The sequence below is a fragment of the Nonomuraea thailandensis genome (assembly GCF_024172165.1).
Lineage (GTDB): Bacteria > Actinomycetota > Actinomycetes > Streptosporangiales > Streptosporangiaceae > Nonomuraea > Nonomuraea thailandensis.
The window spans coordinates 7,737,786-7,751,718 of sequence record NZ_JAMZEB010000002.1 but is presented as its reverse complement, the minus strand read 5'-3'; the positions used below and the strand labels follow the sequence as shown (position 1 = coordinate 7,751,718).

Here is a 13,933-nt window from a genome sequence, read left to right as displayed (position 1 = left end):
ACCCTAGAAGATGATCGCGAGCCCCACCGCGAAGAGTGTCCCGTAGGCCAGCTGCAGCTTGCCCGTCTGCTGCAGCACCGCGATCAGCGCCGGGCCCACGGCCTTGCCCAGCACCGCCCTGATCGGGGCGATCGCCAGAGGCGCGGCCAGCAGCACCAGAGCCGCCCACGGCGTGATCGGCACCATCGCCAGCGCCACCGCGAACGGCACCACCTGGCAGGCCACGTACAGCGTACGAGTGCGCTCGGGCCCCAGCAGCACCGCCAGCGTGCGCTTGCCCGACCGGCCGTCCGTGCCGACGTCGCGCAGGTTGTTGACCACCAGCATCGAGCACGACAGCAGCCCCACCGGGATCGAGGCGAGCAGCGCCGCCCAGCTCAGCTGCTCCGTCTGCACGTACGCCGTGCCCACCACGGGCACGATCCCGAAGAACACGAACACGGCCACCTCGCCCAGGCCGCGGTAGCCGTACGGGTGCTTGCCGCCGGTGTAGAACCAGGCGGCCGCGATCGCCGCCGCGCCCACCAGCAGCACCCACCACGCCCGCGTGACCAGCACCAGGACCAGGCCCAGCACCGCGGCGAGCGCGAAGCAGGCCACCGCCGCGGTCAGCACCGCGCGCGGCGTGGCCGCGCGCGAGCCGACCAGCCGCATCGGGCCGACCCGCTGGTCGTCGGTGCCGCGGATGCCGTCGCTGTAGTCGTTGGCGTAGTTGACGCCGATCTGCAGCGACAGCGCCACGAGCAGCGCCAGGACCGCCCGCCACCACACGAAGCCGCCTTCGCCGATCGCCACGCCGGTGCCCACCATGACGGGCACGACGGCGTTGGGCAGCGTGCGCGGGCGGGCTCCGGCGATCCACTGGGCGGGAGTTGCCATGGTGTCGTTCTACCTCTAGCTGATGTCGGTCGTGAGCCTGATCATCCGGACCGGGCGGCCCATGTCGAGGACGCGCTCGGCCATGTCCTCGCCCCAGCCCGCCGACTCCAGGAAGCCGAGCATCGCGTAGTTCTCCGCGAACACCCAGGTGACGATCTGACGGAAGCCGTCCTCGCGCATGTAGTCGACGGTGGCGTTGAGCAGGCGGCTGCCGTGGCCACGGCGGACGAAGTCGGGATCGACCAGCAGCGTCAGCATCTCGGCCACGCGGCCGGGGTCGAGATCGGGGTCCTCGGCGGGCGCGTGCGAGACGAGCCCGACCACGCGCTCTCCACCGCGCGGCGTGACCAGGGCGGCGCTGCCGCCCGCGCCGAGGGCGGGAAAGCCCTCGGTGTCGAGGATGGTCTCCACCGCCACCAGCACCCGGTGCATCGGGCTGGGCGGGGCGACGATCGCCTCATCCCACTGGCGCAGCCACATCTTCTCGGCCGCCGCGCCGGTCATCTGCTCGAGTGGGCCCTCCGGTAGGAAATCCCGATAGCCGTAGCGCCAGGCGCGGATCTGACAATTCGCAACCTGGAGCACATCCTCGCGCCGGGCCGCCCGGACGCCTACGTCTGCCATCTCGGCCCGCTCCTTCGCCTGCCGTTCATGCCACAAGGCACGAGTTACACCGTATCGGTGTTTGAGCCTTGTGGACGACGCGAACCCCGCTTCCTCGCCCGGTAAGCCCGCGTCTTGGTGCGGTTACCGCATACACGCATGGAACACCACGAGCGGGAACGGTTCTTCGACAGATCGATGAACGCCCACTGACAGGTTCCCTCCGCGCAGACCTTGAGCCGGTCCCACGACGCGCCCAGCGACGCCGCCGCGATCCGCGCCAGCCCGCCGCGCACGCCCTCCACGGCCGGGACCAGCTCCGGCCCCTCGCCCCGCACCTCCACCCGCAGCGGCAGATCCGGCAGGTCCGCCGGCTCGCGCCTGAGCGCGGCCCGCAGAGCCTCGCGCAGGGCGTGCGCGGTCTGCAGGTCGTCGTCGGTGGCGCGGTCGCGCGGGCCGGCGAGGCCGCGCTCGCGCAGCCACACCGCCAGCTCGGCGGGGGAGGACAGCTCGTCCGCTTGGGCTTCGACGTCGAACGTGTTCACGAAGTCTCGTACGAGCTCCGCGGAGAACGGCATGCCGTCACTCTACTGGCCGATGATCGTCAGTGCCTCGGCGAGCCTGCGCACTCCCTCCCGCAGCTCCGCCACATGGGCGGCGGCCATGTGCGTGACCCTGATCCGCGGCCCCGGCGGCTCCGACGGGTAGTACAGGCGGCCGGCGCTGACCAGCACCCCGTTCCGTCTGGCGGCCTCCACCAGGGCGGCCTCGTCCACGGCGGCGGGCAGCCGTACCCACAGGTGCATCCCGCCCGCGGGCAGCAGGTGCGGCTCGGCGTCCGGCATGCGCTCGGCCAGGGCCGCCGCCAGCGCGTCGCGGCGGGTCGCGATCTCGGCGTGCACCGCCGCCAGGTGCCGCCGCCAGACCGGCGACCCCACGAACTCCAGCGCCGTCTCCTGCAGGGGCCGCGCCACGAAGAACGACTCCACGAGCTGGCTCGCCCGCAGCCGGTGCGCCGCCGGGCCCCTGGCGATGACGGCCGCCACCCGCATGCTCGGCGACAGGATCTTCGTCAGCGACACGATGTGCACCACGGTGCCGTGCCGGTCCATCGAGGCCAGCGACGCGGGCGGCTGCGGGGTCAGATAGCGGGCGAAGTCGTCCTCCACCACGAACGCCCCCGCTGCCCTGGCCACCTCCAGCACCTGCTCCCTGCGCTCCGGTGGCAGGGTGGCGCCCGTGGGGTTGTGCAGGGTGGGCTGGCAGAAGAACACCCGCGCCCCCGTCACCGCGAACGCCTCCGCCAGCAACTCCGGGCGCACGCCCTCGCGGTCCATCGGCACCGCCGTGGCCCGCAGCCCCGCCGCCTTGGCCGCCGCCAGCGCGCCCGGATACGTGGGCGTCTCGACCAGGATGGGCGTCCCAGGGGCCGCCAGCGCCCTGAACGCGTGCGTGAGCGCCGCCTGGCCGCCGCTCACGATGAGCGCGTCGGCCTCCGTCGCGTCGCTGCCCGCCTGCGTCGCGAACCACCGCCGCAGCTCCCGCAGGCCCGCCAGCGGCGGCATGGCCCAGGCGTCCGGCCTCCGCACCGCCCGCGCCGCCGCGGCCGCCAGGTGCTTGTCCGGGCGCAGGCCCGGACGCAGATACCCGCCGGTCAGCGGCACCACCCCCTCAGGGTGGGGTCCCAGCAGCGCGGACACCGGGCCCTCGTCCACCACCCGGTCACCCAGGGCGACGGTCTGCCAGGACAGGTCGGGGGCGTCCTGGGTGTGCCTGGACCGTTGGGTCACGAAGGCTCCGCTGCCCGGTCTCGTCACCACGCGGCCCTCTGCCGCCAGCTGGCCGATGGCTCTGGAGACGGTGACGGGGCTGACGTTGTGGCGGCGCATGAGCTCGCGGCTGGAGGGGAGGCGGGCGCCCGGGCCGAGGCGGTCGGCCTCTTCGCGCAGTATCGCGGCAATCTGGGCGATACTGCTATCGTTGTTCATGAAAGTTGAGAATAGCGCTACTGGAGTCGGGGGAGTAGCGGTCCCGCCTGGTGCCGGCGACCAGCCCGTACGCCGGCACGGGGATGGCGGGCGGTCCTTGCACCCGGACGGCGCCCAGTCCGCGCACCCGGACGGCGCGCAACCTGTCCATCCGAACGGCGCGGAACTCCTTCGCCCCGGCGGCGCGCAACCCGTTCATCCGAACGGCGCGGAACTCCTTCGCCCCGGCGGCGCGCGGCCTGGGCGCCCGAACGGCGCGTCCTCCGGCCGGCGAAATGGCGCCCTCAACGACCGGTCGGGCGGCGCCCTCCTCGACCGGCGGGGTGGCGCCCTCTTCGGCCTTCGGGGCGACAGCCTCCTTGGTCTTCGGGGCGGCACGTTCTTCGGCCGGAGGGGCGATGGGCAGCCTGCCCGTCGTGGGGGCGGTGGCACGGGCCTGGCCTTCCTCGGCGTCCTGGCGTTCTCAGGCTCCATGCCGGCCACCGTGTACGCCATCCGCGGCTTCGACCCCTGGCTGGTGGCGGTAGGCCGGGCAGTCATAGCGGGCATCATCGCCCTGATCTGCCTGAAAGCCGCCAGACACCCCCTCCTCCCTCCAAGGTCCCAGTGGCCCGCCTACGCCCTGATCATCCTCGGCGTGGTCATCGGCTTCCCCGTCTTCAGCAGCCTCGCCCTGGGCCTGGGCGCCAGCACCGCCCACTCCGCCGTGATCGTCGGCCTCCTCCCGGCGGCCACGGCGGCGTGCGCCGTCCTGCGCGCCTCGGAACGTCCCCGCCCCCTCTTCTGGGCAGGCTGCACGGCGGGCGCCGCCGCCATCACCGCGTTCACCCTCGTCCAGCACCAGGGCAGACCGTCCTGGCCCGACCTGCTCCTCCTCGGCGCACTCGGCTCGGCGGCGATCGGCTACACGGAAGGTGGCCGCCTCGCCAAGCACACCCCGGGCTGGCGGGTCATCTCCCACGCCCTGGTCCTCTCCCTCCCTCTGACGACTCCGATCACGGCGGTCCTCGCCTTCACCACCCCGATCACGATCACGGGGGAGGCCCTGGCGGGCTTCGCGTACGTGTCGGTGATCTCCATGTTCGTGGGCTTCATCCCGTGGTACGCGGGCCTGGCCAGAGGCGGGATCGCCAGAGCCGGCCAGACCCAGCTCACCCAGCCTCTGATGACGCTCGTCTGGGCATGGTTCCTGATGGGCGAGCGGTTCGGGCCGTTGACCGTGGTGGCGGCGCTGGCCGTACTCGTGTGCGTGGCGATGACGCAGCGTGCCCGTACTTGAAAGCCGTGACGCCGCCCAGCAGGATGGCAGAGGAGGTGTCACAACCATGGCGGACCTCACGATCCCAGAGGGCGGCTTCTGGCCTGCGCCGGAGATCCCGCAGCCCAATATCTATCCGATGGAATGGCACGTGGAGACGGAGAAACTCGCCGCCATCTACGAGAAGTCCAAGCGCGAGCTCTGGAACCCGGCCGACCTGCCCTGGGACGGCCTCGACCCGGACGACTTCACCAGAGAACAGCGTCTGGGCATCATGTACTGGTTCGCGGTGCTGGCGAATTTCGACGCCTCGGGGCCGGCGGTGTTCGCCCGCGCCACCATCCAGGCCTTCGAGAAACACGAAGAGGACCCGGTCAGGAAGTGCTTCTTCTCGATCACCCGTGACGAGATGAACCACGAGGAATGTTGCCAGCGCACCATCGCCAGGCTCTGGCCGGGCGGCCCGCTCGACTGGACCCCGGCCGACGACCTCGAATCGGCCGCCCACAACAACATCGGCTGGCTCTACCACAACGGCGGCCGCTACTGGACCGGCTACACCTCGGCCGTCGGCAGATACTCGCTGCCGGTGCTGTTCACCAGCTTCATGATGGGCGAGATGGCCGCGTCCACCCTGTTCAGAGGCATGTCGTCGGGCACGCGGCATCCGGTCTTCAGCAAGATGTTCGAGCGCATCGGCCGCGACGAGGCGCGCCACCTGAAGATCTGCATGACGATCCTGGAGAACGAATGGCCGGGCCTCACCGACGAGACCCGCGCCCTCATCACCCGCCAGCTCAGAGCGGGCTTCGTCTTCCTCAGCATGATCCTCTGGGAGCCGCCCGAGGGCTTCTGGGAGCTGCCGCCCTACTTCCTGAACAACCACCGCATCCTCATGGACCACGCCAGACAGGCGGGCCTCGGCGTGCTCTCCTACGACGAGCAGGCGGAGAACTGGCGGGTGGCGATGGCCCACATCCGCGCCATCGTGGAGCGCTGGGGGATCGCGTTCCCGGCCATTCCCGAGCTGGACCTGGAGGGCGTGCCCGTCGACTTCATCGACCCGGAGGAAATCATCCCGGTCTTCTAACATGGCCCCATGTGGCCACGCATCGACGGACTCAGAGTCCTGGAACTCGGCACCCCCGGCAGAGTCCGCACCTTGCTCACCGACCTGGCGCTGTCGGGCGCGAAGAGAGCCACGGCCGGTATTCTGCCGCTCGACTACGAGCCCGAGGGCGAGGACGTGGAGCACGTCGGCGAACATCTCGTTCTCGTGGACGATGCCGGTGACCGGGTGGCCGAAATAGAAATAACCCGTGTGGAGCTGACGCCTTTCGCGCAAGTCGGCTGGGAGTTCGCCGAGGCGGAGGGCGAGGGATACGCATCAACGGCTGAATGGCGGGAAACGCATCGGCGTTATTGGGCGGAGCTGGGGCACGAGGTCGATGACACCACGACCGTGGTCTGCCTCTGGTTCCACCTCCTACCACCCACCCCACCAGCCCCATAACCCGGCGCCATCCCGCCCTCAGCCCCTCAGCGCCACTCGCGCCTTCGACACCACCGGGCCTTTGGTGCCTCAGCGTCACTCGCGCTTTCGGCGCCACCGGGCCTTTCGTGCCTCAGCGTCACTCGCGCTTTCGGCACCATCGGGCCTTCCGCGCCCCAGCGTCACTCGCACACCTTCAGCGACGCGCACCCTCAGTACTCCGCCGTTACTCGCACGTCTTCAGGGCCACTGCGCCCTCAACACCTCAGCGCCATTCCGCCATCAGTGCCATCCCACCCTCACCGCCACCGTGTGCTCGGCGCCATCGGCCCGAAGGGCGCATCCGGCAACGCCACCGCATCGCCTCTCGACCGCGGCTCCGTCGCCTGCCCTACGAACAGAACCCCATCGGCAACGAGCCCACCTCGCCACCACACCATCCTGAACCGTCGCTTCGCCGCTCCCGCTCAGGGGAACCTCTGCCCGCCGCCCCTCACCCTGGCCACGTCCACGTCCACGTCCACGTCCACGGACGCTGCCCCGCCCGCTCCTCGCAACCGGAGACCCTGCCCGACATCTCGGGTTCCGCCCCGCAAGCCGCCTCAAACAGGCCATTGCTCCTGAGGCGCGACAAAACTCCCTCGATGCGGAACGCTGTACACCCACCCCTCTTCTCGCAGCAGCGCGATGGCCCTCCGCACAGTCTCGCGAGCGGCGCCGTACTCCCGCACCAACTCGACCTCGCTCGGAATCTGCTGCCGTGACACGAGCTCATGCCGCCTGATCCGCTCCCGGATTTCCCCGGCGATATGCCGATAGAACGGCGCCCGCCGCCCCAAAGGCCCTGACTGCCCGGGAACATTGACGAACGTCCCCTCACCCTGCCGCGTATGGACCAGCCCTTGATTGCGCAGCACCCGGATCGCCCGGCGCGCGGTCGTACGCGCGACCTTGAACTCCCGCTGGATCTCCGCCTCACTGATCACAAGGTCTCCCGGCGCAAGCTCCGCCGTGATACGCGATCTGAGAACTTCGCTGATCTGGAGATAAAGGTAGGTGTCGCCCTCGCGATTCAGCACGCCTCAAGGGTATCCAAGGACGCGGTCAAGGGGAGGGAAATCAGGAACCCGAATTTATGGGCCATTTTTCGCGGTCGGCTACGAATGTTCCCCGATACGGCACGGTGAACACCCACCCCAGCTCCCTGAGATGCGCAACGGCCTGCCTCGCCGTCACCTTTGCGACGCCATATTGCCGCATCATCACTTTCTCGCCGGGAATTGGCTTGTTCGGCGGGATCTCACCACGCTGGATGCGTTCGGCAACCTCTGCGGCGATCTTCCGATAGATGGGCACCTTCCAGGGCGACCGGGGAGTCCCAGGCGACCCCACGTACGAGCCCTCACCCTGAATCGTGTACACCAGCCCCTGCTCGCGCAGGTCCCGCGCCACCCGCCGGGCGGTCGTCCGTGCGATCTCGTACGTCTTCTCGAACGTCGCCTCGCTGGGCAGAGGATCGCCGGCTTTGAGCTCACCGCGTTCGATCTGATCGCGAACCAGATCAGCGACCTGCTTGTAGAGGGGCACAGGGCCCTCGCGATGTAGCACGCCCGAATCTTAGAGGACCCCACTCCGACCTGCACGCACAACGAGTGTCTAGACACGGCCTATAGACCAGCAGACACGCATACAACTCCACCACGCAGCGTCGCAGCCTCACGCCGCCTCTGCCGCAGATGCACCGCGTAACCGCGCACACCACACCGCCCAGGCCATAAGCACGCCTCGGCCGCACACACCCAACCCGCTGCCCCCGACCTCTTACCGCGCCCTCACGCCGGCCATCTCGCTCAGGCTGCCCACGCCGTGCATCGCTCAGGCTGCCCACGCCGCTTTCTCGCTCCACGCCCCGCATCTCGCCCAGGCTGCTCAGGCCCCCGAATTGCGCCCGGCTGCCCACGCCCCGCATCGCGCCTACGCCGCCCATCTCGCCCAGGCCGCCGATCCCGCTCCCGCCCGCATCTCGCCCAGGCCGCCGATCCCGCTCCCGCCCGCATCTCGCCCACACCGCCCCATCCGGCGACGCCATGCAGGCCCCCGATCCCGCAAGCAAGCCGCCAGATCAGCGTTTCGCCACACCGCCCGCGCTTCCATCCCACGCAGGCCGTGCCCCCAAGCAGGCCATCATCGCTGGCCTGCGCATCCTGTGGCGCCCGGGTCGAGCTCGGTGTCCGCCCCACACGTGGTACCAAGACCGCACCACGCCCCAGCGCCCCGCGCCCAGACACGGCAGAGCAGGGCAAACTCCGACTTCTGCAGGAGGCCGTCATGAAAGTCGGAGTTCCCGATGCCGCATTCCCGTGCCGACCCTGCCCCCAGACGCCAGAATCGATCCTGCGGCCATCGTGTTGCTTCCCCTTCGATCTCGACCAGGCCCTCGAAGGAAAGCGCGATGGCCGTCACCATCTGGCCATCCTCACAACATTCCGCGAATGACACGGGCGCCTGCAGTGCCGCTACCACAGGCGCCCGATCTCGTCACACCCTTGCAGACAAGCCGCAAACGGGTCTGTGCCGATGCAGCCGCCGCTAACTCTCCCTCAAGCAACGATTCAAGGCGAAGGAGAACAGCGGCGGCCGCATGCCTAAGTCTGCTGCCAACAGAGGGTTCGGCGCAGGAAATCCAGCATGATGACGAAAAAACATGTGCCCTCATGCACCGACACTGCACAAATCCCACGAAGTGTGCCCATTCCGTGGACGGGTAGACTCTCATTAATGCAAGAGAAAGACGGTATGTCCGACAATCAAGACAGGAAGGGATAAGTGACGCTACCCGAAGCCGCCAAGCATCGCCCGACGTTCCCGGACATGCGCACGCGGCGAAGAGAAATACCGTCATGAGAAATGGTGACGGCCATCGCGGCCCTCCGAAGACGCAGTTCTAGAGGACACGAGCGCGATGGCCGCAAACAACATTGTGCCGCCTGCGCACCGCCCAGTGAAGCATTTGATGACCGGTGGCTCCGACTTCTGTCGAATCTCTCCAGTGAAGGAGGGAACGCATTGTCGCCGGACGGGTGTTGCCGCCCGTCCGGCGACAAGGCGCGCCGAGCACCCTGTTCGTGCCATGCCACCGCTTATGCGAACCGGACACCGCTGGCGACGACACCATCAGGGCAACCACGATCGACGCACCCCGCGTTCACGCAGAATCCCGAGCAACGCGCCGGCCCAACCCTCGATACGACGCCATGGGCCTAACTCGGAACCTACGCGAGACCAGGGACGTGGCCCCCTGCTTCCACGAGGCATGGGGCCACGTCACGACGAGTAGCAGCCGGCTGACGTCCGTAACGGCCTACCCGCGGCATTAGGCTCTCATGGCCACCCCTTGGAAAACCGCTGTTCGGCGCTTTAAGCGGGATGTTGCCTTTTGAGTGTGCTGTGTTCATGATCCGCCATGGAATGCATTACAGGGGAATTCGCCTCCATGCCTCGTCCGCGATGATGAGGTGATCGAGCAGCCGCAACTCGACCGTCTGCGCCGCCTCGAGCAGCTTGGCCGTCGCCTCCAGGTCCTCCCGGCTGGGGTCGAGGGACCCGCCGGGGTGATTGTGGGCAAGGCCGAACATCGCCCCACCGGAGGTGAGCACTTCGGTGATCACCTCCCGTATGGGCATCGCAGTGTGATCGCTCCCTCCCTCCGTCAGCACCGCACGCTTCAGAATCCGCCCGCGGGTGTCGCACACCACCATGACCAGCCGCTCGTGCTTCCGATCCCGCAGCAGCGGAGCACACGCATGGGCCAGATCCGACGTGCTGGTGATGCGCTCCCGCTCGGGCCACGCCTCCGCCCGGCGTACGAGATGGAAGGCCGCGGCAACTCGGGCGGCCTTGGCGGGGCCGATGCCGCGCATGGTGAGTAACCGGTGCGGGTCGGAACGGCTGAGGCCATGGAGATCTCCACAGGTCTCGATGACCTGTGTGGCCAGGTCGAGGGCGCTCGCCCCGCGAAACCCCGAGCCGAGCAGCACGGCCAGCAGTTCCCGGTCCGCCAGCGCGGCGGCACCGTTGGACATGAGCCGTTCGCGCGGCCGGTCACGTTCGGACAGGTCTTTGACTCGCATCGGCAACCTCCGCAACCGTTGTATCAACGCGCACCGACATTCTTGACCTGCAGATTCGCGGTGGGGCTGCGGAGCGCGAGACCACCTCGAGCCGCGGTGAGCCGGTGAGGGTGGCAGCCAGTCGCGGAACGGTGAATTCCGGAGAGGCGTGAATCAGTACGGGGCCTGGGGAACACGGGCGAGTTCCGGCGAAGCACTTCAAGCATTCGCAAGGTCGCCATTGCGGGTTAAAGGTTCCGGCGTGAGCGCGGGCCTTGCGGAGGACCAGGCCGGCCAGAGTACGCGCTCCAAGCACGGGCTTTGCGGGCGGCCAGGCTGGCCAGGGCACGCGCTCCAAGCACGGGTTCCGAGCGTTACCGGCTTCGTGGTCTGCACCGCGACGATTCCACTCGCGCCCAGTAGCTCGAACCGCGCTTTGTCCGTCTCCCCTCCGTGCTGCGTCCGTGCTCGGGCGACGGCAAGAGACCGCAACCAAAGCAGGAAGCCACATCTACGACCACCTCGCTGTCCTCTGCCATGACCTACCGCGCCGTGATCTCCCGCACTGCCCCGACACCTGACATCGACCAGCAACTTGGAACCGACGATGGTGACGCAGGGCCAGCACGGAACACCGCGCGGGAGCGTCGGCACCCTTGGCCGCCGATGGGAAGGGCCCGCAGTGGCAAGGCCGTGGTCGCAATCGCGTAGAACCCGCGCCGTGAGGCGCGCGGCGCGTGGACCAAGGGAGGCGGCTGCGGGGAAGGCGCTCGTTCACGAGCGCGAGGGCAGGTCTGATCAGGTGCGCCCACACTCACGTATGAGGAGGCGGGGAAGCCTTGTCACGTGCCGTCCCCGGGTGCGACGGGGGCGGTCTCGTGAAGGTGCACCTCGTGGGGCGGCACCGGAGAATCTCGTGAGGGTGTGCGCCGTTGGACGGCGACCCCGGATGGTCGGAGAGTCGTACACGAGGCGGGATATGACGAGGTGACCGCGCACTCGCAGCATCAAGCCCCTGAGCGGCCAGTACCCACACCCTCCAACCGGTACGAACTCATCAGGGCCGAAAGCTCCGGGCAAGATGGTGCTCACCCGGAGCTTCCCGCCCTAAATAGGCATGCTGTACATGATCCGGAACCGGTCGCCCGGAATCACGATGTCGCTGGTCTCCACCGGGCGATCACCTGCCCAATGAGTACGTTCCACATGCAGAACATGCACGCCCGCCGCCAGATCCAGCGCATCGCTCTCCACCGGCCGGGGGATGCGAGTGTGAACGCTCTCCACGATCTCGGTGATCTTTATGCCGTGCGCGTACATGCGCGCCACCAGGCTCCGCCGTTCATCCTCCGTGTGAGGAGTGAACTCCCGCAGCTCATAGGACGTGGCGAGCTGGAGCGGCCTGCCGTCACCGCGGAAGACGTAATGCGTCTTGGTCAGCGTTGCCGTCTCGGGTAGCCGCAGCCGTCTGCCGATGTCGGGGCCCGCTTCGGCGGGCTCGCTGTGCCAGTCCCATGTGACTCGCCTGCCTTGGGATTGCAGGTCGGCGGCGAACGGGGCGGGGTGATCGAGAAAACGCCATCGGTGAAGCGGTGTTAGGTCGGGGCGTTCCCTGACGTAATGGCCCGAGCCCACGCGGCCGATGATGAGGCCCTCGCCCGCCAGCACGCGTAGCGCGTGGCGGGCGGCGGTCTCACCGACCTGATACTTACGGGTCAGTTGCGCGCGTGAGGGGATCGGCGCGCCGGGGGGAAGGGTGCCGTCGGTGATCTGTCGCCGGATGTCTTCGACGACACGCAGGTAGACCGGATCTGAGGTGGCCACTAGTCCATCCCTGGGGGTTCGTGTGAGGCGTTGCCCCATGTTGCCGTATTCGGCAGGTAACCGACCGTCATCGATGACCGCTGGAGCCCCAACTTTGCGATGGCGGAAAATTATCGGAGAAACCTTGTAACGCCGATGTAAGGGGTGGCGATTCTCCGGTAGAGGTCGTCGATGTGTGTACCCCCGAGCACATATCGGCGACCTCTTCCATGTCCGCCCACCCCTACCGCCACCTCGGACGGCTCTTACAGCCCAGGTCGAAGGCCGGTCAACCGACGAACCCGAAGCATCTTCAAGTGCGAACCACCTCGCCGCCGGCCGCCTCGCCCTACCTCCGCCGAACTCTCCCGGCGCCCGGGTTCCCTGCCTGCGCCGCACTCTTTTGGCCGCCGGCTCGCTCGGCTCCGCCGGGTTGCCTGCCTGCGCCGCACTCTCCCGGCTGTCACCTCGCTCGGCTCCGCCGGTCCTTCCGTCGCTGGCTCCTATGACTCCGCCGGCTCCTTCTCCGTTGTCGCCTCCCTTGGCTTCGCCGGGCACCTCCCGTCGTCACCGCCCTTGACTCGGCCGGGCTCTCCACCAGTCGCCTCGTCCTGGCTCCGTCACACCCTCGCGCCCGCCGGCTCGCGGTCCGGCAGCTCTTCCAGATCATCGCCTCGCACGGCGGCCCTGCACCATCGCTTGGCATGGCGGCCCTACCCCGTCGCTTCGCCTTGCCGCCCCACCCTGTCGCCTCGTAGGGCCGCCCCAGCTCTCGGACCAGTCTCCTCGTCCTGGCACTGCCGGCTCTCCTGCACCGTCACCACGCTCATTGCGGTGCCACGCCCTCTGCGCCCATCGAGTAGCTCCCGCCTCGCCGCCATCCGCAGCCGCTGCGATTACGCGACGTTCATTCGTGGCGAACTGCCGATCCTCGCACTCAGCACGTTCCTGGGCTCGCTGTCTTGCCCGGCAACGGCCCGTGCGCGATGCCAAGCTCCGTCTACCGGTACCTCGGCCCTCGAAGACGCCCCTGCTCAACGCCGGCACTGCGGGAGGCCTGCAAAGTGGTCACCTGATATCGCAGCCGAGTGGCCGTACCTCGCCTCGTGGTCTCTCCCTAAGTTGTGACAGCGACCCCGTTCGTCCCGTTGCTAGACCAGATCCCTGCATTTCCGTATAAGTCCAGGCCTGTTCCGATTCGGGCCGGGATGCACCACCAAGAGGACAACATGATCGACATCGGCAAGCTCCTCCCCTCCGACCGGAACGCATGGGAGGGCTTGTTCCGTGGGTACATCGACTTCTACGAGCGCGTCGAGCCGGACGAGATGTACGACCGGGCATGGACGGAATTCCAGGCGGACACCCGCTTGCATGCCCTGGTGGCCAGGTTGGACGGACGCCTGGTCGGCATCACCCACTTCCTGACTCACGGGAGCACTTCCGCGCCCGACGCCGATGTCTGCTACCTGCAAGATCTGTTCACCGCTGCGGAAGTCCGAGGCAAAGGTGTGGGGCGTGCGTTGATCTCGGCCGTCGCGGACTGGGCGCGCGAGCGAGGCTGCTCACGCGTGTACTGGAACACGCACGAGTCGAACAGGACGGCACGGCAGCTCTACGACAAGGTCGCGGAGAACCGTGGCTTCATCCGTTACCAGATGGAACTGCGCTAATCAGGATCCCCGGCGAAGCTCAGCGGCTCCGGAGGCGGCCGAGCCGATCTCGGCGGCTTCCGAGCCGGGCCAGTGGGGTTTATGTGACCTCGGCGACAATGAATTCGGTCGCTCGAGCCAGTTACGGC

At 68.4% G+C, this 13,933-nt stretch carries 12 protein-coding genes; 4 read left to right on the top strand and 8 right to left on the bottom strand.

The window, feature by feature from the left end; translation table 11 throughout:
- Positions 1-3 precede the first annotated feature (3 nt).
- The 4 genes from HD597_RS39315 to HD597_RS39300 all read right to left on the bottom strand — a co-directional run bounded on the left by HD597_RS39315 (position 4) and on the right by HD597_RS39300 (position 3,470).
- On the bottom strand, positions 4-879 hold the full coding sequence (locus HD597_RS39315) for a 1,4-dihydroxy-2-naphthoate polyprenyltransferase (protein WP_253749252.1): 876 nt from the start codon (positions 877-879) through the stop codon (positions 4-6).
- Positions 880-894: 15 nt separating this feature from the next.
- Positions 895-1,383: a GNAT family N-acetyltransferase gene (locus HD597_RS39310; RefSeq protein WP_080042081.1), complete on the bottom strand. Its 489-nt coding sequence runs from the start codon at positions 1,381-1,383 to the stop codon at positions 895-897.
- Positions 1,384-1,547: 164 nt separating this feature from the next.
- Positions 1,548-2,060: a CGNR zinc finger domain-containing protein gene (locus tag HD597_RS39305; RefSeq protein WP_253749250.1), complete on the bottom strand. Its 513-nt coding sequence runs from the start codon at positions 2,058-2,060 to the stop codon at positions 1,548-1,550.
- A 9-nt stretch (positions 2,061-2,069) separates the two neighbouring features.
- On the bottom strand, positions 2,070-3,470 hold the full coding sequence (locus tag HD597_RS39300) for an aminotransferase-like domain-containing protein (RefSeq protein ID WP_253749248.1): 1,401 nt from the start codon (positions 3,468-3,470) through the stop codon (positions 2,070-2,072).
- Here HD597_RS39300 and HD597_RS65085 point away from each other — a divergent pair.
- The 3 genes from HD597_RS65085 to HD597_RS39285 are packed head-to-tail and all read left to right on the top strand — an operon-like array spanning position 3,370 to position 6,241.
- On the top strand, positions 3,370-4,749 hold the full coding sequence (locus HD597_RS65085) for a DMT family transporter (RefSeq protein ID WP_308210782.1): 1,380 nt from the start codon (positions 3,370-3,372) through the stop codon (positions 4,747-4,749). The two genes, HD597_RS39300 and HD597_RS65085, sit on opposite strands and share 101 nt — an antisense overlap.
- 46 nt (positions 4,750-4,795) lie before the next feature.
- Positions 4,796-5,818, top strand: coding sequence for a hypothetical protein (locus HD597_RS39290; RefSeq protein ID WP_253749244.1), 1,023 nt, complete (start codon positions 4,796-4,798; stop codon positions 5,816-5,818).
- A 9-nt stretch (positions 5,819-5,827) separates the two neighbouring features.
- Complete coding sequence (locus HD597_RS39285; RefSeq protein WP_253749242.1) at positions 5,828-6,241, top strand: ASCH domain-containing protein; 414 nt, start codon at positions 5,828-5,830, stop codon at positions 6,239-6,241.
- A 581-nt stretch (positions 6,242-6,822) separates the two neighbouring features.
- On the opposite strand, the gene HD597_RS39280 is transcribed toward HD597_RS39285, so the two are convergent.
- The 4 genes from HD597_RS39280 to HD597_RS39265 all read right to left on the bottom strand — a co-directional run bounded on the left by HD597_RS39280 (position 6,823) and on the right by HD597_RS39265 (position 12,153).
- Positions 6,823-7,299, bottom strand: a complete 477-nt coding sequence (locus tag HD597_RS39280) for a GntR family transcriptional regulator (protein WP_253749240.1) — start codon at positions 7,297-7,299, stop codon at positions 6,823-6,825.
- A 40-nt stretch (positions 7,300-7,339) separates the two neighbouring features.
- Positions 7,340-7,807 carry a winged helix-turn-helix domain-containing protein gene (locus tag HD597_RS39275; protein ID WP_253749238.1) on the bottom strand — a complete coding sequence of 156 codons (468 nt, stop codon included), beginning with the start codon at positions 7,805-7,807 and terminating at the stop codon, positions 7,340-7,342.
- A gap of 1,886 nt (positions 7,808-9,693) precedes the next feature.
- Positions 9,694-10,350 carry a RadC family protein gene (gene radC, locus HD597_RS39270; RefSeq protein WP_276083131.1) on the bottom strand — a complete coding sequence of 219 codons (657 nt, stop codon included), beginning with the start codon at positions 10,348-10,350 and terminating at the stop codon, positions 9,694-9,696.
- A 1,086-nt stretch (positions 10,351-11,436) separates the two neighbouring features.
- Entirely contained in the window at positions 11,437-12,153 is a 717-nt protein-coding gene (locus tag HD597_RS39265) for a GntR family transcriptional regulator (protein ID WP_253749234.1), read from the bottom strand.
- 1,208 nt (positions 12,154-13,361) lie between these two features.
- Here HD597_RS39265 and HD597_RS39260 point away from each other — a divergent pair.
- Positions 13,362-13,805 carry a GNAT family N-acetyltransferase gene (locus HD597_RS39260; protein WP_253749232.1) on the top strand — a complete coding sequence of 148 codons (444 nt, stop codon included), beginning with the start codon at positions 13,362-13,364 and terminating at the stop codon, positions 13,803-13,805.
- Positions 13,806-13,933 lie beyond the last annotated feature (128 nt).